We start from the raw sequence: 23,152 nt of genomic DNA on the forward strand, positions 1-23,152 counted from the left end.
TTGTGGGCCACTACACACCCGCGAGCGGGCTGCCGGACGCCGAATGGGCAGCTTTGCCCGGCTACGCGACAATGCAGGGGTGAACCCCGCGACGACGCCCGCCACGACTGCGGCCAGCGAGGCGCTCTTCGACCGCGCTCGCGCCGTGACGCCGGGAGGGGTGAACTCGCCGGTCCGCGCCTTCACCGCGGTCGGCGGCACCCCCCGGTTCATCACCTCCGCGTCCGGCGCCTGGCTCACCGACGCCGACGGCAACGACTACGTCGACCTGATCTGCTCGTGGGGCCCGATGCTGCTCGGCCACGCGCACCCTGACGTGCAGGCGGCCGTCGCCGGAGCGGTGGCCCGCGGTACGTCGTACGGCACCCCCACCGAGCCCGAGGTCGAGCTCGCCGAGGAGATCGTCGCGCGCACGCCGGTCGAGCGGGTCCGGTTCGTCTCGTCGGGCACCGAGGCGACGATGTCGGCGATCCGGCTGGCCCGCGGCGCCACCGGCCGCGACCTCGTCGTGAAGTTCGCCGGCTGCTACCACGGCCACGTCGACACGCTGCTGGCCCAGGCCGGCTCCGGCGTCGCGACCCTCGCGGTCCCCGGCACGAGCGGCGTGCCCGCCTCGTCGGCGGCCGAGACGCTGGTGCTGCCCTACAACGACCGCGAGGCCGTGCTCGCCGCCTTCGCGGCCCACGGGACGCGCATCGCCTGCCTCATCACCGAGGCCTTCCCCGGCAACATGGGCGTCGTCCCGCCCGCGCCGGGCTTCAACGCGTTCCTCGCCGAGACCTGCCGCGCCCACGGTGCGCTGTTCATCAGTGACGAGGTGATGACCGGCTTCCGGGCCACCGAGCACGGCGGCTGGGGCCTGGATGGCGCCATCGAGGGCTGGGTACCCGACCTCATGACCTTCGGAAAAGTGATGGGCGGCGGGTTCCCCGCCGCAGCCTTCGGCGGCCGCGCCGACCTGATGTCGCACCTCGCGCCCGAGGGGTCGGTCTACCAGGCCGGCACCCTGTCGGGGAACCCGGTGGCCACCACCGCCGGGCTCGCGACGCTCCGGCTCGCGACGCCCGAGGTCTACGCCCAGCTCGACGCGACGGCGCTGACGATCCGCAACGCGGTGACCGAGCACCTCCAGGCCGCCTCGGTGCCGCACACGGTGCAGTCGGCGGGCACCATGTTCTCGGTGTTCTTCTCGGGCGAGCCGGTGCGCGACTTCGCCGAGGCGAGCCAGCAGGACACCGCCGCCTACGCCGCCTTCTTCCACTCGATGCTCGACCAGGGCGTCTACCTCCCCCCGTCGGCGTACGAGGCGTGGTTCGTCTCCGCGGCCCACGACGAGCGGGCGATCTCGACGATCATCGACGCCCTCCCCGCCGCTGCGGTCGCCGCCGCCGCGGCCTCGGCCCTGGTCGACGAGGGAGGCCGCTGAGATGGGCGTGCAGACCACGGTCCACCTGCTGCGCCACGGCGAGGTGCACAACCCCGCCGGCGTGCTCTACGGGCGCCTCGACGGGTTCCACCTCTCCGACCTCGGCAGGCAGATGGCCCAGCGGATCGCGGAGTCCATCGGTGACCGCGACATCACCCACATGCGTACGTCACCGCTCGAGCGCGCGCAGGAGACCATCGCTCCGCTCGCGGCCGTGCGCGGGCTCACGCCGGTCATCGACCCGCGGGTGATCGAGTCGACCAACAAGTTCCAGGGGATGAGCTTCGCCGACGGCGGGATGACCTTCGTCAAGCGGCCTCACCTGCTGCGCCACATGTACAACCCGTTCACGCCGTCGTGGGGCGAGCCCTACGACGAGATCGCCGGCCGGATGGTCGCGGCGATCCACGACGCGCGCGACGCGGCGGTCGGCCACGAGGCCGTGGTCGTCTCGCACCAGCTGCCGATCTGGACGACGCGGCTCTTCCTCGAGAAGCGCAGCTACGTCCACCACCCCAAGAACCGTCAGTGCACGCTGTGCTCGCTGACCAGCATCGTCTTCGACGACGAGCGGATGGTGCAGGTGCGCTACTCCGAGCCGGCCGGCGACCTGATCCCGGTCGGCGACCGGTCCGCCCCCTTCTCGGCCGGTGGCGCCCCGCGGGAGGACCGGCCCTGAGGTTCCTCCGCCCCCTCGTCGCGGCCCTGGTCGTGCTCGCCTGCCTGCTCGCGCTGGTGGGCTGCTCGAGCCTGTCCGGCACCGGCGACAAGGGCTACATCTCGGGCGAGGGCGTGCCGACCGAGATCAAGGCGGCCGACCGAGGTGAGCCGATCGACCTGAGTGGCACAGACCTCGACGGCGATCCCCTCGAGCTCGCCGATCTGCGGGGCCAGGTGGTCGTGGTGAATGTGTGGGCCTCGTGGTGCCCGCCCTGCCGTGTCGAGCAGCCCGACCTCAACGAGGCTGCCGCCGAGCTGGGCGACGAGGCGGTCTTCGTCGGCATCAACACACGTGATGCCTCCCAGGACAGTGCACGGGCCTACGTGCGCAACTTCGACGTGCCGTACCCGTCGCTCTACTCGCCGGACGGTGCAGCGTTGCTGGCTTTCGCCGGCACACTGACCCCGCGGTCGATCCCCAGCACCGTGGTGCTGGATGCGGAGGGCCGGATCGCGGCATCGGTGAACGGCCGGATCCCGACCACGCAGACCCTCCTCTCGCTCGTGCGCGGGGCGGCATGAACGACTGGTTCCGCGACACCGCGCTCTCGGGCTCGTTGGTCCTCGCACTGCCGGTCGCGTTGGTGGCGGGACTGGTGTCCTTCTTCAGCCCGTGCGTGATCCCGCTGCTGCCGGGCTACCTGTCCTACGCCACCGGCATCTCCGGTGGTGACCTGGAGGACGCGAAGCGCAGCCGCCTGGTGGCCGGTGCCGTGCTGTTCGTCCTCGGGTTCGCGGTGGTGTTCGTGCTGCTCGGCAGTCTGACCGGTGCGGCGGGAGCGTGGTTGTTCGTGCACACCCGCCAGCTCAACCTGGTGCTGGGCGTCATCACGATCCTGTTGGGGGTCGCCTTCCTCGGCGGGTTCGGCTTCCTCCAGCGCGACTGGCGCATCCACCGGGTGCCGGCCGTCGGCCTGGCCGCGGCGCCGTTGATCGGCTTCCTCTTCGGGGTGGGGTGGACGCCGTGCGTCGGACCGACGCTCGCCGCGATCAACGTGCTCTCGGTCAACGAGGCCACCGCCAGCCGCGGTGCCGTGCTGTCGGGCGTCTTCGCGCTCGGGTTGGGACTGCCGTTCATCGCCGCGGCACTGGCATATCGCCGGATGACCGTGGCCTTCGCCGTCGTACGCCGGCACCAGCAGCTGATCGTCCGCCTCGGCGGCGTGATGATGATCCTGGTCGGTGTCCTGCTCGTCAGTGGCTGGTGGGAGCGCATCGTGCAGTGGCTCCAGCTCCAGGTCGTCCAGGGCTTCTCGGTGCCGGTGTGACCCAGCTCGACAGACGGCCCTCCGACGACCGCCAGGCCACCCCGCTCCCCACGGACCTCGACGCCCGTGGCCTGGCCCGGTGGAGCTGGCGACAGCTCACCTCGATGCGGACGGCCCTGGTGCTCCTCCTGCTGCTCGCGCTCGCGGCGATCCCGGGCTCGGCCTTCCCGCAGGAGGACATCGACTCGCTCGCGGTGTCGCAGTGGCGTGACGACCACCCCCGGCTGACGCCCATCTGGGACCGGCTCGACCTCTTCTCCGTCTACGGCTCGGTGTGGTTCTCCGCGATCTACCTCCTCCTGATGATCTCGTTGGTCGGCTGCATCATCCCGCGCCTCTTCGTCTACGCCCGCGCGCTCCGGGCGCGGCCCCCGCGGGCCCCTCGCCACCTCTCGCGCCTGCCGGAGAGCACGTCGTACGTCACGGACGAGGACCCCGACGTGGTCCTGCGCCGGGCCGAGGACGTCATCCACCGCCGCCGCTTCCGGGTCGACTGGAACGAGGGCAGCGACGCCGTCGCCGCCGAGCGGGGCCACCTCCGCGAGGCGGGCAACCTGCTCTTCCACCTCGCCGTGATCGTCGTGCTCGTCGGTGTCGCGATCGGCAGCCTGTTCGGCTACAAGGGCGGCGTCATCCTGCTCAACGGTGACGAGTACGGGTTCTCCAACGGCCTCACCCAGTACGACGACTTCGCTCCCGGCAGCCTCTTCGACCCCGCAGTGATGGAGCCCTTCGCCTTCCGCATCACCGACTTCGACATCGACTGGCTGACCGACGGTCCGCGCGCCGGGATGGCGCGCAAGTTCGTCGCGCACCTCGACTACGAGACCGAGCCCGGTGCTGCGACGCAGCAGTACGACCTCAGGGTGAACCACCCGCTCTCGATCGGCGACACTGACATCTTCCTGATCGGCCACGGCTATGCGCCCGTCATCACCGTTCGCGACGGCGACGGCAACGTCGCGCAGTCCGGTCCGCAGATATTCCTGCCGATCAACCCGCGCACGTTCGAGTCGTTCGGGGTGGTCAAGGCGCCCGACGCCCAGCCCACCCAGCTCGGGTTCGAGGGGACCTTCTACCCGACCTTCCAGCTGGGACGCGACGCCGACGGCAAGCTGTCGATGCCGTCCTCGGCCTTCGGGGACGCCGTCGACCCGCTCGTGTCGCTGTTCGTCTACTCCGGCGATGTCGGTCTCGACGACGGCAGCGGCGCCTCCGTCTACGTCCTCGACAAGTCCCGGGCCACGCAGCTGCGCAAGGCCGACGGCCAGCCGTTCCGGATGGACCTGCGCCCCGGCGAGACCGTCACCCTTCCCGACGGGCTCGGGAGCGTGACCTTCGAGGGCCTCGAGCGCTGGAACAAGATCCAGATCAGCCGCACCCCCGGCAAGTTCATCGCCCTCGGGGGCGTCGTCACCGCCCTGCTCGGCCTGCTCGGTTCGCTCTTCGTGCGACCGCGCCGGCTGTGGGTGCGCGCGCGCCGTCAGGAGGACGGGACCACACTGGTGGAGGTGGCCCGGCTCGACCGCTCCTCGGGCGGCGACCCGGAGACCGGGCGCTCCGAGCTGGATGGGATCGTGGCTGCACTGAGAAAGGACGAGTCGTGACCGACGCACAGTGGGAGAGCCTCAGCAACCAGGGCGTGGCCGCGGCCGGGGTGGTCTACTTCCTCGCGCTCCTGGCCTACGCCGTCCAGTGGGCCGCGCTGCGCGACGTCCCCGTCCGGCAGGCGGTCTCCGTCGGTGGTCGAGGCGGCGGTGGCGACACGCTCGTGGACGACCTCCCCGACGAGCGGGTGGCCCAGCGCACCGAGATGGCCGGGCGCCTCGGCATCCTGCTGACCGGCATCGGCGCGCTCGCCCACTTCATCGCGCTGCTCGGCCGCGGCCTGGCCGCGGACCCCAACCGGGTGCCGTGGGGCAACATGTACGAGTTCACGCTGAGCGCCACCTTCGTCGTGGTCGCGCTCTTCCTCGCCACCACCCGGCGCTGGCGACTGGCGTGGCTCGGCCCGATCGTCGTCGGCCTCGTGCTCTGCGTCCTGCTCGCCGACGTGCTCTGGCTCTACGAGCCGGTCGCCCCGCTGACCGAGGCGCTCGAGTCCTACTGGCTGGTGATCCACGTCGTGGCGGCCTGCATCGCGACCGGCGCCTTCACCCTCGGCGGGATCACCTCGCTGCTCTACCTGCTCAAGGCCCGCTCGACGAAGAAGTCGGGCTACCTCGCCCGCCTGCCCGAGCCCGCCGCGCTCGACCGCATCTCCTACCGGATGCACGCCTTCGGCTTCCCGGTGTGGACCTTCGGCGTGCTCATCTCCGGCCCGATCTGGGCGCACCAGGCGTGGTCGTCGTACTGGAACTGGGACCCCAAGGAGGTGTGGGCCTTCATCACCTGGGTGCTGTACGCCGCCTACCTCCACGCCCGCGCGACCGCTGGCTGGCGCGGCCGCAAGGCCGCGCTCCTCGCGCTCGCCGCCGCGGCGACGCTGTGGTTCAACTTCATCGGGATCAACTTCTTCAGCACGACGAGCCAGCACTCGTACGCCGAAGGGGCCGCGGTGGAGCGGACCGTCCAGCAGACCGTGGACCGGCCCCTCGAGACGACCTCAGTCGTCGTCGGGCTTGGGGGCGGGCTTCGGCTTCGGGTCGAGCCCGCGCAGGAAGTCGGGGTCGTCGTCGGGGCCGAGGGTCCGCGGGCGTGAGCCGCCGCTGCCGCCTCCATCGAGGCGCCGCAGCATGAGCTTCACCAGCACCCACACGACGACCGCGATCGCCGCGACCACGAGCAGCACCTTCAGCATTCCTCCAATGTAGTCGCGCCGTCCTAGGCTGGTGTCCGTGAAGGAGTTCGTGGTCTACACCGTCCTGCGGATCGTGCTCTTCCTGGCGTCGTTCGGGATCGTCGTCGGGATCATGGCGCTGGCCTTCGACGGGTCCTACAACCTGTTCTGGGCCGTCGTGCTGGCGTTCCTCATCTCCGGCGTCGGCTCGTTCTTCATCCTCGACCGGCAGCGCGAGGCGTTCGCGCGGCGCGTGGAGACGCGCGCGGCCAAGGCGGCCGCCGCCTTCGAGGAGCGCAAGGCGCGCGAGGACACGGACTGAGCCTGCTCAGAACCCCGTGAGGCTGTAGGCCGGCTCGCTGAGGTCGGCCATCGCGGCGAAGCGGCGTACGCCCTCGTCGTCGCCGGCGATCCGTCCGGCGCGGCGCAGGTGCTGGACGGGGACGGCCGAGAGGTAGAGCGAGCCGAGCGTCTCCGCGGTGACCTGCACGTCGGACGGGCGATCGGCCTCGGCGGCGGTGACCGTCGCGACGCCGTCGGTCGTGGTCACCTCGAAGCGGCCGGAGGCGTGGCCCTGCGGGTCGTGGACCTCGAGGACCACGGTGCCGTCGTCGGCCCACGGCCGGGCGGCGAGGCAGCGCGGGACGTCGAGGAGGCGGAGCCAGAGGAACTCCTCGACCTCGGTGGTCTTCACGCGGTTGAGGTCGGTGAGCGCCCACGCCAGCGGGTCCTCGGGGTGGGCGAGGTTGAAGGTCACCTTCTTGATGCGGTCCATGTGGGCGAGGAAGGACCAGAGGCCGAGCTGGGCGTCGGCTGTGAGCGCGACCATCTCCGCGACCTTGGTCGAGTTCTCCTCCCCGTGCTTGAAGACCACGAACCCGTCGACCTGCCGCGCCTCGTCGAGGTGGACGGCCGCGCGGAGCTTCTTGTCGGGGCCGCCCTCGCTGAAGTCGTACGCACCGGTGTGGATGTCCTCGTAGGGCGCCGGCCACTCGACGGACCCGCGCTGGCGGGCGTGGAAGGTGTCGAAGACCGCCTTGACGTGCGGCCAGGCGTCAGCGGGCTCGATGAGCTCGACGCGACCGGGGTCGGTGAAGGACCGCATCGCGAAGCCCGGCGTCGTGTCGACCTCGACACCCGTGCGGAAGGTGGCCGGACCGAACCCCCAGCGGCCGTAGATCGTCGCCTCCGACGCGGTGAGCGCGGCCATCGGGACGCCCGCGGCGACGGCGTCGGCGAGGTCGTCCTCGATGAGGCGACGGAGCAGGCCCTGCCGACGGTGGCTGGCGCTGGTGGTGACGTCGGTGATCATCCGCAGGGGCAGCAGCTCGCGCCCGGCGTTGAGGGTCTTGTCGAGGCTGGCGTAGGTCGCCACCGGCATCGGTCCGGCGCCGAACTCGCCCTCCGGGAGCCACGCACCGGTGACGTTGACGTCGTCGGTGCGGTAGTGCCTGACCCAGCGCTCGACCATCTCGTCGTCGGGGCGACCGTCGCGGAAGCCGCGCAGGACGGCCTCGACCCAGCCCTTCCGGCGCGCGACCGCGTCGTCTGAGTCGTCGCTGAAGTCGAGGTGTGCGAAGTCGTAGTCCACCCGGGGAACGGTAGTGACGCAGGCCCGGGCGGGGCCACGGGTTTCTTCGGTTCTCGATACGCCGCGCGAGGAACGAGCGAGGCGTATCGAGACCCGAGACTCAGCCGAGGACGAGCAGGGGCAGCGCGACGAGCACCGACCAGGCCAGCTCGGAGGCGCCGGTGGCCGCGAGCACGGGGATCAGCGCCGGTCCGTTGGCGCCGCCGAGCACCGCCCGGATCGGCGCCGCGGCGCGGCCGAGGAAGACGAGCCCGAGCAGCGCCCACCACGTCGTGGCGGCCGCGACCGCGACCACCGCGGCCGCGGCGACGAGGACCAGGAAGGCGTAGAGGTAGCGGGTGCCCTCGTCGCCGAGGCGGACAGCCAGCGTGCGCTTGCCGGCGACGGTGTCGGTGGGGATGTCGCGCAGGTTGTTGGCGACCAGGATCGCGCAGGCCAGCGCGCCGATGCCGATGCCGGCGTACAGGGCCGGCCACTCCCACGACTCCGTCTGGACGTACGTCGTGCCGATGACGGCGACGAGCCCGAAGAAGACGAACACCATGACCTCGCCGAGGCCGAGGTAGCCGTAGGGCTTGTCGCCACCCGTGTAGAACCAGGCCGCGACCACGCAGACCGCGCCGACCGCCACCAGCCACCACGCGGTGGTGGCGGCGAGGACCAGCCCCGCGATCGCGGCGACCCCGAAGGCGGCGAAGGCGGCGGCCTTCACGGCCCCCGGCGTCGCCGTACCCGACCCGACGAGGCGCATCGGTCCCACCCGGTCGGCGTCGGTGCCGCGGATGCCGTCGGAGTAGTCGTTGGCGTAGTTGACCCCGACCTGCAGCGCGAGGCTCACGACGAGGGCGAGCAGCGCCTTCCACCACAGGGCGCTGTCGACGTACGCCGCCACGCCGGTGCCGGCGAGGACGGGTGCGACGGCGGCGGGGAGGGTGCGCGGCCGGGCGCCGGCGATCCAGTCAGCGGATGAGGTCACCGGTGGATTCTGGCAGTGGGGCGTCCTGGTCGACGATCGAGGGCGGGCCCGCGGCAGCCGCGTCCTCCGGAGCGGGGGCGTCCGCCCGCGCGTCGGCCAGCACGTCGGCCGGGACGTGCTGCTCGAGGAAGCGCCGACCGGACCGGGCTGCGACGTGCAGTCCCGCCGCGCCGGCCGTGACGATCGCCGCGATGGTGAGCCACCCGAAGGCGCCCCACTCCATCGCGAGGAAGCCGTAGACGGCCGGCGCCCAGAACCGGCCCAGGGTGCCGCCGAGCTCCGAGACGCCCTGGTAGTCGCCGCGACGGCGCGGGTCCATCAGCTCGGCCTCGAGGGTCCAGCCGGACGCGGAGAGGAAGAGCTCGGCCCAGGTGAGGACGACGTGGCCGAGGAAGAACATGAAGATCGTCACCCACCCCGCGGTCTCGTGCGTCGCCAGGGTGATCAGGCACGTCAGCACGAAGAACAGGGTGGAGAACCGCACCGCCCGCAGCGCCGTGGTGATGTCGCGGATGCCGCGCGAGGCGAGCCGCGGGAGCACAATGCACATGGCCGTGTTCGTGCCGAAGAGGAGCGCGACCAGCACCTCGGGGGCGTCGGTCTCGGTCACCAGCCACACCGGGATGACGGTGTGCAGCAGCACCTGGTTGGTCCACATCACGCCGGTGAAGGCGGTGACCGCGATCCAGGCCCGGTTGCGGATCGCAGGGATGCCCTCGGGCTTGGCGCGCGGCTCGCTGCTGCGGACGTCGTGGCTGGCGTCGGGCAACCGCAGGATCGCGACGCTGTTGGCCACGAACAGCGCTGCGCTGAGCACGGGCGCCCACCGCACGACATCGGTGCCGAAGGCGATCGCCCCTCCGCCGATCAGGGCGCCGAGGCTGAAGCCGACGTTGAGGGCGGAGTACATGTACGCCCGCGACTCGACGCGCTCCGACGCAGGCAGGACGTCGATGACGTACGCGCCGTGCGCCGTCCCGCCCAGGGTGCCCACGACCTCCATGGCCACGGCCAGAGCGACGTACTGCGGGAAGCTCTCGATGAACGGCCAGGCGACGAACAGCGAGCCCTGGATGACGGCGCTCAGCGCCCACATCCGCTTGGGGCCGAAGTGGTCGACCAGCTTGCCCATGGGGACCGCCACCACGAAGCTCGCGATCGCGGCGACGGTGAGGCCGATGCCGATCTGGCCGAGCGACAGGCCGACGACGAGGGTGAAGAACACCGCCGAGCCGGCGAGGAAGGTGCCGTCGGCGGACGCGAAGATCAGCGACTGCAGCGAGAGGCGTCCGGCCAGCGAGGACGGGGGAGTGGCGTAGTTCCTGAGGGCGGTGAGCATCGCCGATCATTCTCCGTCGGGGTACGACAGACGTCCTGCCATTTTCGGACGTCGCAGTGTGACGTCCCCCTCGACTCGTGGATCGCCGCTGGTCGAGGAGTGACGGAGTCGCGCCACGAGACCCGACCCGGTTCGGTGACCCACCTGCGTGTGCCGACAGTGCGGTGTCCGTGGTGCGGATGCTGCACCACAGTCACCGCACAACGTCCACCGTCCCTGTCGTCGTGTGATGTGCTGCGGCGGTGACCGACGACGACACCACACGCGACGAGCTCATCGGCTGGCTCGAAAGCACCCGCCGCCACGTCGTCCAACAGGTCGAGGCGATGCCGCCGGAGGCCCGGCGTACGTCCCACGTGCCGTCGGGCTGGTCACCGCTCGGGCTGGTGCACCACCTCACCCACGACGTGGAGCGGCTGTGGTTTCGCGCGGTGATGGTGGGGGAGCAGGTCGAGCTGTCATCGGGGTACGACGGATGGGTCGCGCCCGCGGACCTGGACGACGGCGACATCATCACGGGCTACGTCGAGGAGTGCCGGGCCGCGACGGCGGCGATCGCGGCACTGCCGGTCGACCAGCCACCCGCCTGGCTCGCGGACGACATGCCGCCCTACTCCACGTTGCGGGAGCTGCTGCTGCACGTCATCGTCGAGACCTCGACGCATGCCGGCCACCTCGACATCTGCCGCGAGCTGGTGGACGGCGGTCAGCGGCTGGTGCTCGACGTCCCAGAATGAGAGGCGACCGGTCGGACGATCAGCCCTCGGCGCCCGGCACGACCCGCAAGTCGCGGTCGGCGCCGTCGCCGAGCGCGCGGAGCGCCTCCTGGTAGGCCTCACTGTCGTGCGTCGCGACCGCGGCAGCCACAGACTCGAACTCGATGAGGACGGTACGCGTCATCTCCGCCTGCTCGAAGGTCGCCTCGGGGTTGCCGCGGGCGAGGAAGCGCCCACCGCCGGCCTTGATCGCCGGCCCGGCGAGCTCGGCGTACGCCGTCACCTTGTCCTGGTCGTGCACGGCCTTGTAGACGCAGATCCAGTACGCACTCATGCCTCGACCCTATGACGCGGGCGCCACACGATCGCCCCTGGGCCGCAGAGCCACTAGCGTTGGTCAGGTGAGTTTCCTCCGGCCCTCGGACGAGCCATCGGTCGCGATCCGGCAGCTGTCGCGGTGGCTCGAGGCCGACAACCCCGATCCGCTGCTGATCGAGACCTCCGGCTCCACCGGAGCGCCGAAACGCGTCGTGCTTCCCCGTCGGGCCGTGCTCGCGAGCGTCGAGGCGTCGGCCCGCCGGCTGGGCGAGTCCGGCCGCTGGCTGCTTGCGCTGCCGTCGTCGTACGTCGCCGGCGTGCAGGTGATCGTCCGCTCCCTGGTCGCCGGACACGAGCCGATCGTCGTCGACGGCCTCGACGTCGGACGTGCCGCTGCGTCCGACCACAGCCCCACGCCGACCTTCGTCTCGCTCGTGCCGACCCAGCTGCACCGGATCCTCGCCAACCCCGAGCAGCTCGCGTCGCTCGCCCGCTGCCACACCGTGCTCCTCGGCGGCGCCGGCCTCGACGCCGAGCACCGCCGTCTTGCGGAGGAGGCGGGCGTCAACATCGTCGCCACCTACGGCTCCTCCGAGACGGCCGGCGGCTGCGTCTACGACGGCGTGCCTCTCGACGGCGTCGGCGTCACGCTGGGCGAGGGCGGACGCGTCCGGATCGCCGGCCCCACGCTCTTCAGCCACTACGAGTCCGACCCCGAGCTGACGGCTGCCTCGGTCGACGACGGCTGGTTCCTCACCTCCGACGAGGGCCGCTTCGACGAGGACGGCCGGCTCCAGATCGTCGGCAGGATCGACGACGTCGTGATCAGCGGCGGCGTCAAGATCCCGCTCGCACTCGTCGCCGACCGGCTCCGCGAGAACCTCCAGGTCGAGCAGGCCGAGGTCTTCGGCGTCCCCGACCCCGAGTGGGGTCAGAAGCTGGTCGCGGTCATCGTGGGCACCGCCAACGACGCCGAGCTGCGCGACTGGGTGAGCACTGTCCACCCCCGGTCGTGGGCGCCGCGCGAGTTCGTCCGCGTCGCCTCCCTCCCGTTGCTGCCCAACGGCAAGGTCGACCGCCAGGCCCTCCAGGCCGGGCTCTGATGCCGGAGGGCGGTTCGCCACTCGTCTTCTCGATCCCGCTGCGCATCCGCTTCCGCGGCATCACCGTGCGCGAGGGCGTGCTGCTGCGCGGCGACGCCGGCTGGGGCGAGTGGTCGCCCTTCCTCGAGTACGACGACGACACGTCGCGGCCGTGGCTCGCCTGCGCGCGCGAGGCCGCTGACGTCGGCTGGCCGGAGCCGCTGCGCGACGCCGTACCGGTCAACGTCACCGTCCCGGCCACCGATCCCGAGCGCGCGCACGCGATCGTCGTCGCCGGCGGTTGCCGCACCGCCAAGGTCAAGGTCGCCGAGCGCGGTCAGTCCCTGGCCGACGACCTCGCCCGCGTCGAGGCCGTCCGCGACGCTCTCGGTCCCGACGGACTGGTCCGGGTCGACGCCAACGGTGCCTGGGACGTCGACGAGGCGGTCCGCGCGATCGCCGCGCTCGACCGGGCCGCGGGCGGGCTTGAGTACGTCGAGCAGCCCGTCATGGCGGTCGAGGACCTCGCCGTCGTACGTCGTCGGGTCGACGTGGCGATCGCCGCCGACGAGTCGATCCGGCGCGCCGAGGACCCCTACCGCGTGCGGGACCTCGAGGCCGCCGACATCGCCGTGCTCAAGGTGCAGCCGCTCGGCGGGGTGCGCGCGTGCCTGCGGATCGCCGAGGACATCGGCCTGCCGGTGGTCGTCAGCAGCGCCGTCGAGTCCAGCATCGGCATCGCCGCCGGCGTCGCGCTCGCGGCCGCCCTGCCGGAGCTGCACCACGCCTGCGGACTCGCGACGGTCCAGCTGCTCACCGACGACGTCGCGGTCGCACCGCTGCTCCCGGTCGACGGGATGCTCCCGGTGGGCCCGGTCGAGGTCGACGACGACGCCCTGCGCCGGCTCACGGCCGCGGACGACCGCGTCGACCACTGGCGACGCAGGCTCGAGTCGGTAGGGCAGGATCGCTCCTCGTGAACGACTCCACCCGGTTGGCCCGAGAGGTGGTCGCTGCCCTCCTGGCCGCCGACGTGCGCGAGGTCGTCCTGGCGCCCGGCTCCCGGAACGCTCCGCTCTCCTTCGCCGTCCACGACGCCGCACAGGCCGGCCTCCTCAGGCTCCACACCCGCACTGACGAGCGGACTGCTGCGTTCCTTGCGCTCGGCCTCACGAAGGTCGGGTCGCGGGCCGCGGTCATCTGCACCAGCGGCACGGCGGTCGCCAACCTCCACCCGGCCGTCATGGAGGCGGCCCACGCCGGCGTGCGCCTGGTCGTGGTCACCGCCGACCGGCCCGCCCGTCTACGGGGCACCGGTGCCAACCAGACGACGGACCAGATCGACGCCTACGGCGACGCCGCCGCGTTCCTCGACCTGGACGCGTCCGCGAGTGCCCAGGAGGTCTGCGACGCGCTCGGCCCGGCCGAGGGGCCGGTCCACCTCAACGTCCAGCTCGACGACCCGCTCATGCCCGACGGGGAGTGGCGCCCCGCGCCGGCCGACGTGCGCGTGGCGTCGGTGATCCAGGATGCGCCGAGGCGGCTGGAGCTCGACCTCGGCCCGCGCACCGTGGTGGTGGCGGGTGACGACGCCGGCCCTCCCGCGCGGGTGCTCGCCGAGAAGGCCGGCTGGCCGCTGCTTGCGGAGCCGTCCAGCGGCTGCCGCACGGGCGACGCCGTGATCCGCACCTACCGCCTCCTGCTCGCCGGGGACCTCGGTCGAAAGGTGGAGCGCGTCGTGGTCTTCGGCCACCCGACCCTGTCCCGTCCCGTCTCGCGCCTGCTCGCCCGCGACGACGTGGAGGTCGTCGCAGTGCGCCACGCAGGGATCTGGGCCGAGCGGCCGTTCCCGGTGGTCGCGGAGGCCGACGGCGTACGCCTGGCCGGCGATGTCGTCGACGATCCGTCCTGGCTCGAGGAGTGGCGCGCCGCCGACCGGACGGTCTCCCGCGACCTCGACCGCCTCCTCGCCGCTGAGCCCGACCTGACTCCCCACGAGGTCGCCGGCGCGGTGAGCCGCGCGCTGCCGCGCCAGGGCCTGCTGGTCGTCGGCGCCTCGAACCCGATCCGCGACCTCGACCTGATGGTCGCGCCCTACGAGGTCGGCGGGCGCCGCAAGGTCATCGCCAACCGCGGGCTCGCCGGCATCGACGGGACGATCTCCTCGGCGATCGGTGCGGCCCTCGGGCGACCGCAGTCGTCGCGGGCGATCGCGCTGGTGGGCGACGTGACGTTCCTCCACGACACGACCGGCTTGTTCCTCGGCCCGCGCGAGGAGCGCCCGGACCTGACAATCGTCGTGGTGAACGACGACGGCGGGTCGATCTTCGCGACCCTGGAGCAGGGGGCACCGGCGTACGCCGATCGCTTCGACACGCTCTTCGGCACCCCGCACGGCGTGGACCTCGCCAGCCTCTGCGCCGCGGCCCGCGTGCCCCACCTGCGGGTCACCGGCCTGCCCGAGCTCGAGCAGGCGCTCGCCATGCCGAACGGCGGCATCGAGGTCGTCGAGGCCCGCGTCCGACGCGACAACCGCGCTGACCTCGACAAACGAATCCGCGCGCTGGTCCTCTGACGAGGACCAACGCGCGGATGTGTGGTTCAGCTGTGGTCGATCAGGGCTGCGGGGTCTCCCACACGCGCACCCAGTCGACGTACATGTGCTGCGGGAGCTTCTTGTCGGCCAGCTCCAGCGCCTCGTAGTCGGAGGCGAGCAGGCTCAGGATGAGGTACTGCTGGGCCTTCGAGACGCGGGCCGACGTGCGCCAGGTCTCCTTGCCGTCGATGTAGAAGATGATCGACTTGGGCGTCCACTGGACCGAGAACACGTGGTAGTTCTTCGACCAGCCGTCGCGCTTGTTCTGCAGGAACGACGTCGAGTTCTTGATCCACGAGCCGGTCTTGATCAGGCGCTGACCCTTGTACCAGTGGATGAAGCTGGTGAGGCCACCCTGCGGGTGCTTGTCACCGAAGTACTCGATGATGTCGATCTCGTGGCCGTCGCTGCCGGGCTTGTTCTCGCCGACGGGCTGCATCCAGAAGCTGGCGTGCTGGCCCTGGAGCTTCTGCATCTTGATGCGGGCCGAGGCGACGCCGTAGCGGAAGCTGAAGGCCTTGTCGGTGCCGACGTGGCCGTTGAGGCGGTAGGAGATCTTCTTGGTCTTCTTGCGCGAGACAGCCTTGCACTTGTCGCTGCGCGAGCGGTCCTTGATGACGCTGAGGCGCAGGGCGCCGCCGGTCACCTTGACGGCGGACGGGTCGCCCTTCGAGCAGACCCGCTTGCTCAGCGGCTCGTAGTTCTGGCCGCGCATGCCCCAGACCTGGTTCAGCGTCGAGCCGCTGAACTCGTCGGTGAAGGTCGGCGTGAGCCAGCGCGTGGTGTCGACGCTCTTGCTCTTGACCGCCTTCAGCGAGCCCTGCTTCTGGGCGGTGACGCGGTAGGTCAGCGCCTGGCCGCCCTTGGAGACGGCAGCCTTGAAGTAGGCCTTGCCGGACTTCTCCTGCTTGGCGGTGCCGACCTTCTTCCACGACGAGCCGCGCTGCTGCTCGAGGACGACCTTGCGGCCGACCTTGACCGGCTTGATGGTCGCGATCGCGGAGCCCTTGGCTGCGTTGGAGCTCGCGGTGCGCTTGCCCGGCTGGACGATCTGCGGGAGCACCTCCAGCGAGATCTTCTGGCCGGCCAACTTCTTGGTGACCGACGTCGACGCGGCGCGGGCCGCGGAGTCGGAGTCAGTGGCCGAACCCGTCTCGGTGTTCAGGAGCAGGGACGCGGGCAGGATCAGCGCGAGTGCGCTTCCTGCGAGCACGCGGCGTGCAGACATGTGAACTCTCTTCGTCTCGGGTGCGATTGGCTTTTCCCCCAGGGCACTCCACCCGTCGGAGGCGCCACCACCCTAACCGCGAACCCCACGCGTCACACGATTCGTCGATCATTCGGCGGGCCTAGTCTGGACCGCATGCGGATCACGAAGCTCGGGCACGCGTGCGTGCGGATCGAGCACGACGGTGTGGTCGTCGTCGTCGATCCGGGTGTCTTCACCGACCCCGGCGCCGCCGACGGCGCGACCGCCGTGCTCGTCACCCACGAGCATCCCGACCACTGGACTGCCGACCACCTGCGCAGCACCGACGCGCCCATCTGGACGACCCACGCCGTGGCCGACGTGCTCGCCGTCGAGGCGCCTGACCTCGCCGAGCGCGTACGCCGGATCACGCCGGGGGAGACGTTCGATGCAGGCCTCCTGGTCACCGCCGTCGGCGAGCTCCATGCGGTCATCCACGAGGAGATCCCGCGCATCCACAACAGCGGCTTCCTCCTCGACGTCGGAGGTCGGCGCATCTACCACCCCGGCGACGCACTCACCCTTCCCGGCAGCGAGGTCGACCTGCTGTGCGCTCCCGTCAGCGCGCCGTGGCTGAAGGCCTCGGAGGCCATCGACTTCGCCCGTGCGGTCGGCGCTCCCCGCAACCTGGCCATCCACGACCGGGTCTACAGCGAGGCCGGGCTCGGCATCGTCGACGGCCACATGGCGCGCTTCCTCGACCCCGCCGGTCAGTCGTACGCCCGCATCGCGGACGGCACCGACCTCGAGCTGTAGGGGTCAGGCGCCCTCGAGCGCGTCGCGCACCGGCACGAACTTGGCCTGCGACTCGGCCAGCTCGGCCTCGGGGTCGGAGCTGGCGACGATGCCGCAGCCGGCGAAGAGGCGAGCCCCGCTGTCGGTGACCTGCGCCGAGCGGAGCGCGATGCCCCACTCGCCGTCTCCGGAGGCGTCCATCCAGCCGACGGGGCCGGCGTAGCGGTCCCGCGGCATGCCCTCGATGTCGTGGATCAGTGCGGTCGCTGCCGACGTCGGCGTCCCGCCCACCGCGGCCGAGGGGTGGAGCGACTCGGCGAGCTGCAGGGACGACGCGAGGTCGTGGACGACGCCGTTCACGTCGGTCGCGAGGTGCATGACGTTGGGCAGGTGCAGCACGAAGGGCGCCTCGGGGACGTTCATCGACGAGCAGTGCGGCTCGAGCGCGTCGGCGACCGAGCGAACGGCGTACTCGTGCTCCTCGAGGTCCTTCGACGACCGGGCCAGCGTGGCGGCCAGCGCCAGGTCGCGCTCGTCGTCGCCCGTGCGCCGGATGGTGCCGGCGAGCACCCGCGAGGTCACCAGGCCGCGCTCGCGCCGCACGAGCATCTCCGGCGTGGCGCCGAAGAGGCCGTCGACGTGGAAGGTCCAGCACATCTCGTAGCTCTCGGCGAGGCGGTGCAGTGGCCAGCGCACGTCGAGGGGCTCGTCGGTCGTGGCGATCAGGTCGCGTGCCAGCACGACCTTCTCCAGCTCGCCGGACGCGATGCGGCTGACGGCGTCGGCGACGACCGTCATCCACTCCTCGCCGTTGCGGGCACCGTCGGAGAAGGTCAGCCCGACCGGCGGGCGGGGAGCGGGTGCGGGCGCGAGGTCGGGGGCCTCGACCGAGACGGTCGTCAGCCAGGTCCGGTCACCGCGACGTCCCACGACGACCTCCGGGATGACGAGCACCGAGTCGCCCGGCTCGTCGGCGAACGCGAAGGCGCCGAAGCAGACCGGGCCGCTGCCCGGCTCGCCCACGGCGTCGTCGACGTCGGCGCGCGCGATCGTCTCCGACCACCACTTCACCGCGTCGCTGAACCGGGCGGGCCCCGACGTCTCCAGCCGGGCGGCGACGCCCCAGCCGACGAGGCCCTCGCCGCGGCGCAGCCAGCTCACGTGGTCCTGCTCGGGCAGCAGGTCGAGCAACGGCACGTCCGCCAGGTCCACGGGAACGGTGCGCACGACGAGAGGCGCGGCAAGGCCGGGCTGGGAGCCGGACGCGGGGGTCGTCACGAGGGGAAAGCGTACGCGGGGACCCGCAGGGACCGGACGCGAGATCGGCCAAACGGCGAACAGGACGGGCTGCCGTGACCTACGTTTCGCGGATACATCACGCCCGCAGGAGGTCGCAGGTGCCTGTTCACGAATCGCCGCTCTCGCGGCTCGAGCGCCACGCCCGTACGCGTGCCCTCGAGGTCGCCGTCATCGAGCAGCGCGAGCGGAACGGCCACTCGGAGTGGGCCTCCTTCACCTGGAACGAGCTCTACCGCCGGGTCATCGACGGTGCCGCGGGCATGATCGAGGCCGGCGTGAACCCGGGCCAGGTCGTCGTCATCCGCGTGCCCACCGGCATCCGCCAGGTCGAGCTCGAGCTGGCCACCCGGGTCGCCGGGGCGGTCCCGCTGCTCCTGCCCGACCACCTCGATCCCGCCGAGGTGGGTCGCCTCCTGGACGAGATCCAGGTCCGCCTCGTCATCGTCGACCACGAGAGCCGCCTGCCGCTGCTGGGCCGGGCCGCCCTCAGCGAGGCGCAGCTCTTCGAGTGCGACGACCGCTCGTGGGAGCGGCTGCGCGGGATGGGTCTCGAGCGCCGCAAGCGCCAGCCCGACCTGCTGTCGTACGTCGACTCGGTGCGCACCGACGCCCGGTCGAGCGCCGTGCTCGGCCTGCCGCGCGAGAAGTCGCAGGCCTGGCTCTTCCGGCCCGAGTGCTCGGGCATGCTCGCCGACCTCAGGCCCGACGACGTCGTCCTGCTCACCGGTGAGGCCACCGACCGGTTCACCACCGTCGCCCGCGACGCCCACCTGACCGCCGGCTGCACGATGGCCTGGGTCGAGTCGCCCGGCCGGCTCGAGGCGGCGCTGGCGCACGTCCGGCCGACCCACGTCCTGCTGGACCACCGGACCGCCAAGGTACTCGAGGACCTGCTGGCTGCCGGTCAGGTCGACGGCGTCGCCTGGCACGAGACGCCGGTCGAGGTGCTCGAGGCGGCCTCGGCGCAGGTGGCCGAGGCGAAGCTGAAGGGGAAGCACAAGAAGCTCGCTGCCGAGATCGGCGCGCTCGCCCCCTGGTGGGGTGGCCGCCTGCGGATGCTCGTCCTCGACCTGCGCGTCAACCACACCGTCAGCGGGATGGCCACGGCGCTGGGGGTGAGGATCGGACGCATCGCGCACCACCCGGCGGTCAGGCTCGACCTTTCTCGCGAGCACGAGGTCGTGGTCGTACCTGCTGCGCCGAAGATCGAGGTCTCCGGTGTCGACCTGCCGCGTCGCGGCCGGGCCGGCGCCGAGCTCGACACGGCGTTCTCGCTGGCCTGAGCGGCCTGCGCCGCCCCGGCTCCGGCGACCTAGGAGTGGTAGACGATCACCTTGTCGCCGAGCCGCACCTGGTCGAAGAGCCACTCGACGGCCGCGCGGTCGCGCACGTTGACGCAGCCGTGGGACGCCCCGTTGTAGCCGTTGGCCGCGAAGTCGGGGGAGTAGTGCACGGCCTGCCCGCCGGAGAAGAACATCGCGAACGGCATCGGGGTGTCGTAGAGGCTGGACACGTGGTCGCGCGACTTCCTGAAGACGCCGAACGCGCCCTCGCGGGTCGGCAGCTCGTCGGAGCCGAAGCGGACCTCGACGGTCTTGAGCACCACCCCGTCGACCACCCAGCGCAGTGATCGCGACGTCTTGTCCACGCACATCGCACGACCGGTCGTGCAGCGCGGGTCGAGGGCGGGACCCTGCGGGACGATGTTGAAGAGCTGGGCCCTCGTCGGCTCGCTGGTCATCGCCTTGAGCCGGTCGAGCGTGCGTCGGTCGACCTGCCCGGTGACGGGGATCCGCCGCTTCGCCTGGAAGCCCTTCACCGCCTCGACGGTCTTCGCGGTGTAGCGGCCGCTCACCCGGGCGTCGTACCAGCGCACCTGCTTGAGGCGGGCCTGCACCTGGCGCACCCACATGCCGCTGTCGCCCTTCTCCAGCAGCGGGCGGCCCGGCGTGTAGACGTTGTGCAGCGCCTCGGAGGTGGGCTCGGTCGTCAGGCTGACCAGCTTGAGCCAGGTGCGCTCGTCGAGGACCCCGCCGGTGTCCCAGCCGCGCCTCCTCTGGAACGTCGTGACGCCCGCGCGCGTCTCGGCGTCGTAGCGGTTGGTGACGACCTCAGAGTGCAGCCCGAGCTGGTGCAGGCGGCTCTGCAGCTCGCGCACCCGCCAGCCCGTGTCGCCGGGGCGGATGGGTGAGAACTCCGCACGGTTCGAGGCGCCGGTCGCGACCGCGCTGTCCACGACGGACAGGACGGAGAACGAGCAGAGCAGGGCGAGCAGGAGCGCGGTGATGCGGCGTGACATGGAGATCCCCCGGGTGATGACGTGGTCCGACGAGTGTAGGGACGCGACGCACGCACCCCAGGTTGCACCCGATCTGCGAGAGCGGCCTACGCTCGGCGCGTGGCCCGCGCTGACCTGGACAAGCAACCGACCGACGTACGTCGCATGTTCGACACCGTCGCCAAGCGCTACGACCTCACCAACGACCTGATGACGGCCGGCATCCAGCGCAGCTGGCGGCGCTCCATGGTCGCCGCGGTCGACCCGGGCAAGGGCGACCTCGTCCTCGACCTCGCCGCCGGCACCGGCTGCTCGAGCGAGCCCTTCGGCGCGCACGGCGCCACCGCGGTCGCCTGCGACTTCTCCGTCGGGATGCTGCAGCAGGGCAAGAAGGACCGCCCGAGCTTGCCCTTCGTGGCCGGCGACGGCACCCGGCTGCCGTTCCTCGACGACACCTTCGACGCGGTGACCATCTCCTACGGCCTGCGCAACTTCGTCGACCCGGTCGCGGGGCTCAAGGAGATGCTGCGCGTCACCCGGCCCGGCGGCCGCCTCGTCGTGTGCGAGTTCAGCACCCCGACCAGCGGCGCCTTCCGCAGCCTCTACATGGACGGGTTCATGCAGGCGCTGCCCAGGATCGCCTCGCTCACCGCCAGCGCCTCCGACGCCTACGTCTACCTCGCCGAGTCGATCCGCGCCTGGCCCGACCAGGCGGGCCTCGCCGAGCTGATCGCCGAGGCCGGCTGGCAGCGCCCCGAGTGGCGCAACCTCACCGGCGGCATCGTCGCGCTGCACCGCGCCACCGCCTGAGAGCGGAGGTCATTTAGGGCACGGGTCCGTGGCCTAAATCTGCAGGTCAACACGGGTCCGGACGGCCCGGACCCCGACGTGACGTAGGTCGCTCACGAGTCCTAGACTGTGGCCCGCGCCACTCGTGAAGGCATTCACAAAGTCACAATTGCCTGCCGACACCGACCGGGCGCGAACGATGCGGAAGGGAATCGATGGAGCTCTACACGCCGATCCTGGTGCTGACGGCCCTCGCGACGGGCTTCGCGGTCTTCTCCGTGGCGATCAGCGCGTTCACGGGTCCGAAGCGCTACAACCGCGCCAAGCTCGACTCCTACGAGTGCGGCATCGAGCCGACCCCGCAGCCTGTCGGCGGGGGTCGCTTCCCGGTGAAGTACTTCATCACCGCGATGCTCTTCATCGTCTTCGACATCGAGATCATCTTCCTCTACCCGTGGGCCGTGCACTTCGAGGCGATGCGCATCTTCGGGCTCATCGAGATGGTCCTCTTCATCGCAACCGTTTTCGTGGCCTACGCATACGTGTGGCGCCGCGGAGGATTGGACTGGGACTGACATGGGTCTCGAAGAGAAGCTGCCGTCCGGCGTCCTGCTGACCACGGTCGAGGGCGTCGCCGGCTACATGCGCAAGGCGTCGTTCTGGCCCGCCACGTTCGGCCTGGCCTGCTGCGCCATCGAGATGATGACGACCGGCGGACCCAAGTACGACCTCGCGCGCTACGGCATGGAGGTCTTCCGGGCCAGCCCGCGCCAGGCCGACCTGATGATCGTCGCCGGTCGCGTCAGCCAGAAGATGGCGCCCGTCCTGCGCCAGATCTACGACCAGATGGCCGAGCCGAAGTGGGTGCTCGCCATGGGCGTCTGCGCCTCGTCGGGCGGCATGTTCAACAACTACGCCGTCGTGCAGGGCGTCGACCACATCGTCCCCGTCGACATGTACCTCCCCGGCTGCCCGCCGCGCCCGGAGATGCTGATCGACGCGATCCTCAAGCTCCACGACCAGGTCCAGGCCACCAAGCTCGGTGTGAACCGCACGAACCAGATCGCCGAGCTCGAGACCGCCGCCCTGCGTGCCCTGCCCACCTCGGAGATGAAGGGCCTGCTGCGGTGAGCGACAAGCCTGACGAGAACGTCGACGAGAAGGTCGCCGGCAAGGCCGCGGACGAGTCCGACGACAAGACCGACTCCAACGAGTCCGCGCGGCCCGCCGAGGAGCGCAACCTCGAGAAGGCGAAGTCCGAGACCGGCACCGGCAGCGGTGTCGAGCAGCCCGCCCCCGACCAGTCCCCGGAGAACGTCCCCGCACCCACCGGCGAGGTCCGCGCGTTCGGCGTACGCCACGGCATGTTCGGCACGTCCGGCACCGGCGACACCTCCGGCTACGGCGGACTCGTCAGCGCGAAGGTCTTCCCGGCCGCGGCCCAGAAGCCCTACGGCGGCTGGTTCGACGAGGTCGCGGGCGCGCTCGAGGAGCGCCTCGAGAGCACCGAGCTCACCTCGGCGATCGAGAGCGTGGTCATCCACCGCGGCGAGATCACCTTCCACGTCCGTCGCGAGGACCTGCCGTTCGTCGCGCAGATGCTGCGCGACGACGAGCGGCTGCGCTTCGAGTTCTGCGCCGGCGTCAGCGGCGTGCACTACCCCGAGGACACCGGCCGCGAGCTGCACGCGGTCTACCAGCTGACCTCGATGACCCACAACCGCCGGATCCGCGTCGAGGTGTCGACGCCGGACAGCGACCCGCACATCCCCAGCCTGGTGAGCATCTACCCCACCCTGGACTGGCACGAGCGCGAGACGTACGACATGTTCGGGCTGGTCTTCGACGGCCACCCCGCTCTGACCCGGGTGCTCATGCCGGACGACTGGCCGGGCCACCCGCAGCGCAAGGACTACCCGCTCGGCGGCATCCCCGTGGAGTACAAGGGCGGTTCCATCCCTCCGCCGGACCAGCGCAGGAGCTACAACTGA

At 71.4% G+C, this 23,152-nt stretch carries 25 protein-coding genes; 17 read left to right on the plus strand and 8 right to left on the minus strand.

From position 1 onward, the window contains the following. Window positions 1-79 precede the first annotated feature (79 nt). From hemL to ccsB, 6 genes are read left to right on the plus strand one after another with little or no spacing between them, the layout of a single operon-like run. Window positions 80-1,426, plus strand: a complete 1,347-nt coding sequence (gene hemL / locus EUA06_RS13140; protein WP_242498135.1) for a glutamate-1-semialdehyde 2,1-aminomutase — start codon at window positions 80-82, stop codon at window positions 1,424-1,426. Window position 1,427: 1 nt separating this feature from the next. Then, window positions 1,428-2,105, plus strand: a complete 678-nt coding sequence (locus tag EUA06_RS13145) for a histidine phosphatase family protein (protein WP_129476381.1) — start codon at window positions 1,428-1,430, stop codon at window positions 2,103-2,105. 32 nt (window positions 2,106-2,137) lie between these two features. Next, window positions 2,138-2,668 carry a TlpA disulfide reductase family protein gene (locus EUA06_RS13150; RefSeq protein WP_242498136.1) on the plus strand — a complete coding sequence of 177 codons (531 nt, stop codon included), beginning with the start codon at window positions 2,138-2,140 and terminating at the stop codon, window positions 2,666-2,668. Continuing rightward, window positions 2,665-3,414 carry a cytochrome c biogenesis CcdA family protein gene (locus EUA06_RS13155; RefSeq protein ID WP_129476384.1) on the plus strand — a complete coding sequence of 250 codons (750 nt, stop codon included), beginning with the start codon at window positions 2,665-2,667 and terminating at the stop codon, window positions 3,412-3,414. Before EUA06_RS13150 ends, EUA06_RS13155 begins: the two co-directional genes overlap by 4 nt. Beyond that, window positions 3,411-5,021, plus strand: a complete 1,611-nt coding sequence (resB, locus tag EUA06_RS13160; RefSeq protein WP_129476387.1) for a cytochrome c biogenesis protein ResB — start codon at window positions 3,411-3,413, stop codon at window positions 5,019-5,021. The genes EUA06_RS13155 and resB overlap by 4 nt, the downstream gene beginning before the upstream one ends. Then, window positions 5,018-6,115 (plus strand): c-type cytochrome biogenesis protein CcsB, encoded by a 1,098-nt coding sequence (gene ccsB, locus EUA06_RS13165; RefSeq protein WP_129476389.1) that lies wholly within the window; start codon window positions 5,018-5,020, stop codon window positions 6,113-6,115. The genes resB and ccsB overlap by 4 nt, the downstream gene beginning before the upstream one ends. Here the strand turns inward: ccsB and EUA06_RS13170 are convergent. Continuing rightward, entirely contained in the window at window positions 6,020-6,214 is a 195-nt protein-coding gene (locus EUA06_RS13170; protein ID WP_129476392.1) for a hypothetical protein, read from the minus strand. The genes ccsB and EUA06_RS13170 overlap by 96 nt on opposite strands. A 37-nt stretch (window positions 6,215-6,251) precedes the next feature. Here EUA06_RS13170 and EUA06_RS13175 point away from each other — a divergent pair, with 37 nt between their 5' ends. Then, window positions 6,252-6,515 (plus strand): DUF4229 domain-containing protein, encoded by a 264-nt coding sequence (locus EUA06_RS13175; protein WP_129476395.1) that lies wholly within the window; start codon window positions 6,252-6,254, stop codon window positions 6,513-6,515. 6 nt (window positions 6,516-6,521) lie between these two features. Here the strand turns inward: EUA06_RS13175 and EUA06_RS13180 are convergent, their stop codons facing one another. The 3 genes from EUA06_RS13180 to EUA06_RS13190 all read right to left on the minus strand — a co-directional run bounded on the left by EUA06_RS13180 (window position 6,522) and on the right by EUA06_RS13190 (window position 10,099). Then, window positions 6,522-7,784: a GNAT family N-acetyltransferase gene (locus tag EUA06_RS13180; RefSeq protein ID WP_129476398.1), complete on the minus strand. Its 1,263-nt coding sequence runs from the start codon at window positions 7,782-7,784 to the stop codon at window positions 6,522-6,524. 100 nt (window positions 7,785-7,884) lie between these two features. Beyond that, on the minus strand, window positions 7,885-8,760 hold the full coding sequence (locus tag EUA06_RS13185; RefSeq protein WP_129476400.1) for a 1,4-dihydroxy-2-naphthoate polyprenyltransferase: 876 nt from the start codon (window positions 8,758-8,760) through the stop codon (window positions 7,885-7,887). Beyond that, on the minus strand, window positions 8,744-10,099 hold the full coding sequence (locus EUA06_RS13190; protein WP_129476403.1) for an MFS transporter: 1,356 nt from the start codon (window positions 10,097-10,099) through the stop codon (window positions 8,744-8,746). Before EUA06_RS13190 ends, EUA06_RS13185 begins: the two co-directional genes overlap by 17 nt. Before the next feature lie 242 nt (window positions 10,100-10,341). Between EUA06_RS13190 and EUA06_RS13195 the strand changes: the two genes are divergently transcribed. Then, complete coding sequence (locus EUA06_RS13195) at window positions 10,342-10,836, plus strand: DinB family protein (protein WP_129476406.1); 495 nt, start codon at window positions 10,342-10,344, stop codon at window positions 10,834-10,836. Window positions 10,837-10,855: 19 nt separating this feature from the next. Here the strand turns inward: EUA06_RS13195 and EUA06_RS13200 are convergent, their stop codons facing one another. After that, on the minus strand, window positions 10,856-11,149 hold the full coding sequence (locus tag EUA06_RS13200; RefSeq protein WP_129476408.1) for a DUF1330 domain-containing protein: 294 nt from the start codon (window positions 11,147-11,149) through the stop codon (window positions 10,856-10,858). Window positions 11,150-11,216: 67 nt separating this feature from the next. Between EUA06_RS13200 and EUA06_RS13205 the strand changes: the two genes are divergently transcribed. Genes EUA06_RS13205 through menD form a run of 3 tightly spaced genes read left to right on the plus strand, consistent with a single transcriptional unit; the run spans window position 11,217 to window position 14,790 of the window. Then, a complete protein-coding gene (locus tag EUA06_RS13205) occupies window positions 11,217-12,236 on the plus strand; it encodes an AMP-binding protein (protein WP_242498137.1) in 1,020 nt (339 codons plus the stop codon). Then, entirely contained in the window at window positions 12,236-13,195 is a 960-nt protein-coding gene (locus EUA06_RS13210; RefSeq protein WP_129476414.1) for an o-succinylbenzoate synthase, read from the plus strand. The genes EUA06_RS13205 and EUA06_RS13210 overlap by 1 nt, the downstream gene beginning before the upstream one ends. After that, a complete protein-coding gene (menD, locus tag EUA06_RS13215; protein WP_129476418.1) occupies window positions 13,192-14,790 on the plus strand; it encodes a 2-succinyl-5-enolpyruvyl-6-hydroxy-3-cyclohexene-1-carboxylic-acid synthase in 1,599 nt (532 codons plus the stop codon). The genes EUA06_RS13210 and menD overlap by 4 nt, the downstream gene beginning before the upstream one ends. Window positions 14,791-14,830: 40 nt before the next feature. Here menD and EUA06_RS13220 read toward each other — a convergent pair whose 3' ends face one another. Then, window positions 14,831-16,039: a glycoside hydrolase family 16 protein gene (locus tag EUA06_RS13220; RefSeq protein WP_129476421.1), complete on the minus strand. Its 1,209-nt coding sequence runs from the start codon at window positions 16,037-16,039 to the stop codon at window positions 14,831-14,833. Window positions 16,040-16,174: 135 nt separating this feature from the next. Here EUA06_RS13220 and EUA06_RS13225 point away from each other — a divergent pair, with 135 nt between their 5' ends. Continuing rightward, a complete protein-coding gene (locus EUA06_RS13225; RefSeq protein ID WP_129476423.1) occupies window positions 16,175-16,816 on the plus strand; it encodes an MBL fold metallo-hydrolase in 642 nt (213 codons plus the stop codon). A gap of 3 nt (window positions 16,817-16,819) precedes the next feature. Here EUA06_RS13225 and EUA06_RS13230 read toward each other — a convergent pair whose 3' ends face one another. After that, entirely contained in the window at window positions 16,820-18,073 is a 1,254-nt protein-coding gene (locus tag EUA06_RS13230) for an isochorismate synthase (protein ID WP_129476426.1), read from the minus strand. 119 nt (window positions 18,074-18,192) lie between these two features. Here EUA06_RS13230 and EUA06_RS13235 point away from each other — a divergent pair, with 119 nt between their 5' ends. Further along, the gene (locus tag EUA06_RS13235) at window positions 18,193-19,377 is read left to right on the plus strand and encodes an AMP-binding protein (protein WP_165354383.1); all 1,185 of its coding nucleotides are present in this window, start codon (window positions 18,193-18,195) and stop codon (window positions 19,375-19,377) included. Between the two features lie 29 nt (window positions 19,378-19,406). Here the strand turns inward: EUA06_RS13235 and EUA06_RS13240 are convergent, their stop codons facing one another. After that, complete coding sequence (locus EUA06_RS13240) at window positions 19,407-20,393, minus strand: L,D-transpeptidase family protein (protein ID WP_129476432.1); 987 nt, start codon at window positions 20,391-20,393, stop codon at window positions 19,407-19,409. Between the two features lie 99 nt (window positions 20,394-20,492). Here EUA06_RS13240 and EUA06_RS13245 point away from each other — a divergent pair, with 99 nt between their 5' ends. The 4 genes from EUA06_RS13245 (at window position 20,493) to EUA06_RS13260 (ending at window position 23,152) form a co-directional block, all read left to right on the plus strand. Beyond that, complete coding sequence (locus tag EUA06_RS13245) at window positions 20,493-21,182, plus strand: demethylmenaquinone methyltransferase (RefSeq protein ID WP_129476435.1); 690 nt, start codon at window positions 20,493-20,495, stop codon at window positions 21,180-21,182. A gap of 194 nt (window positions 21,183-21,376) precedes the next feature. After that, window positions 21,377-21,736, plus strand: coding sequence for an NADH-quinone oxidoreductase subunit A (locus EUA06_RS13250; protein WP_129476438.1), 360 nt, complete (start codon window positions 21,377-21,379; stop codon window positions 21,734-21,736). 1 nt (window position 21,737) lies between these two features. Then, a complete protein-coding gene (locus tag EUA06_RS13255) occupies window positions 21,738-22,292 on the plus strand; it encodes a NuoB/complex I 20 kDa subunit family protein (protein WP_129476441.1) in 555 nt (184 codons plus the stop codon). Beyond that, a complete protein-coding gene (locus EUA06_RS13260) occupies window positions 22,289-23,152 on the plus strand; it encodes an NADH-quinone oxidoreductase subunit C (protein ID WP_129476444.1) in 864 nt (287 codons plus the stop codon). The genes EUA06_RS13255 and EUA06_RS13260 overlap by 4 nt, the downstream gene beginning before the upstream one ends.

Origin of the sequence: Nocardioides glacieisoli, from assembly GCF_004137245.1 — a bacterium.
In the GTDB taxonomy this organism is placed as follows: Bacteria; Actinomycetota; Actinomycetes; order Propionibacteriales; family Nocardioidaceae; genus Nocardioides; species Nocardioides glacieisoli.

Coding starts and splice junctions, on each gene's coding strand:
- EUA06_RS13255 (WP_129476441.1), top strand. CDS start 21,738: ATGGGTCTCGAAGAGAAGCTGCCGTCCGGCGTCCTGCTGACCACGGTC.
- EUA06_RS13200 (WP_129476408.1), bottom strand. CDS start 11,149: ATGAGTGCGTACTGGATCTGCGTCTACAAGGCCGTGCACGACCAGGAC.
- EUA06_RS13170 (WP_129476392.1), bottom strand. CDS start 6,214: ATGCTGAAGGTGCTGCTCGTGGTCGCGGCGATCGCGGTCGTCGTGTGG.
- EUA06_RS13250 (WP_129476438.1), top strand. CDS start 21,377: ATGGAGCTCTACACGCCGATCCTGGTGCTGACGGCCCTCGCGACGGGC.
- EUA06_RS13190 (WP_129476403.1), bottom strand. CDS start 10,099: ATGCTCACCGCCCTCAGGAACTACGCCACTCCCCCGTCCTCGCTGGCC.
- EUA06_RS13155 (WP_129476384.1), top strand. CDS start 2,665: ATGAACGACTGGTTCCGCGACACCGCGCTCTCGGGCTCGTTGGTCCTC.
- EUA06_RS13240 (WP_129476432.1), bottom strand. CDS start 20,393: ATGTCACGCCGCATCACCGCGCTCCTGCTCGCCCTGCTCTGCTCGTTC.
- EUA06_RS13220 (WP_129476421.1), bottom strand. CDS start 16,039: ATGTCTGCACGCCGCGTGCTCGCAGGAAGCGCACTCGCGCTGATCCTG.
- EUA06_RS13225 (WP_129476423.1), top strand. CDS start 16,175: ATGCGGATCACGAAGCTCGGGCACGCGTGCGTGCGGATCGAGCACGAC.
- EUA06_RS13145 (WP_129476381.1), top strand. CDS start 1,428: ATGGGCGTGCAGACCACGGTCCACCTGCTGCGCCACGGCGAGGTGCAC.
- EUA06_RS13210 (WP_129476414.1), top strand. CDS start 12,236: ATGCCGGAGGGCGGTTCGCCACTCGTCTTCTCGATCCCGCTGCGCATC.